This is a genomic window from Pseudomonas sp. 65/3-MNA-CIBAN-0223 (assembly GCF_040310425.1).
GTDB classification, from domain to species: Bacteria; Pseudomonadota; Gammaproteobacteria; order Pseudomonadales; family Pseudomonadaceae; genus Aquipseudomonas; species Aquipseudomonas gregormendelii.
The window spans coordinates 1-279 of the sequence record NZ_JBEOPV010000106.1; the positions used below are offsets into that span (position 1 = coordinate 1).

Annotated in this window: 1 pseudogene; it reads left to right on the forward strand. The window is 64.9% G+C overall.

The features are described 5' to 3' along the window. Positions 1 to 279 (forward strand): annotated as a pseudogene (locus tag AAEZ09_RS28120) (NAD(P)/FAD-dependent oxidoreductase); the annotation flags it as partial.

The window sequence follows — 279 nt, forward strand, 5'->3', positions numbered from 1 at the left end:
GCACTGTACCTGGCGCGCTTCCGACGCAGCTGCCTGGTGGTGGACGCCGGCTCGAGCCGGGCATCGTGGATACCACGTTCGCGCAATTACCCCGGCTTCCCGCCCGGCATCAATGGCAATGACCTGCTGATCAGGTTGCGCGAGCAGGCCAGCGGTTATGGCGCTCGACTCGAACACGGCCGCGTGGAGCACATCGAACCCCATGCCGAGGGCTTCGCCGTGCGCTACGGCGAACACATCTGCGTAGCGCGGCGGATCATTCTCGCAACAGGTATAGAG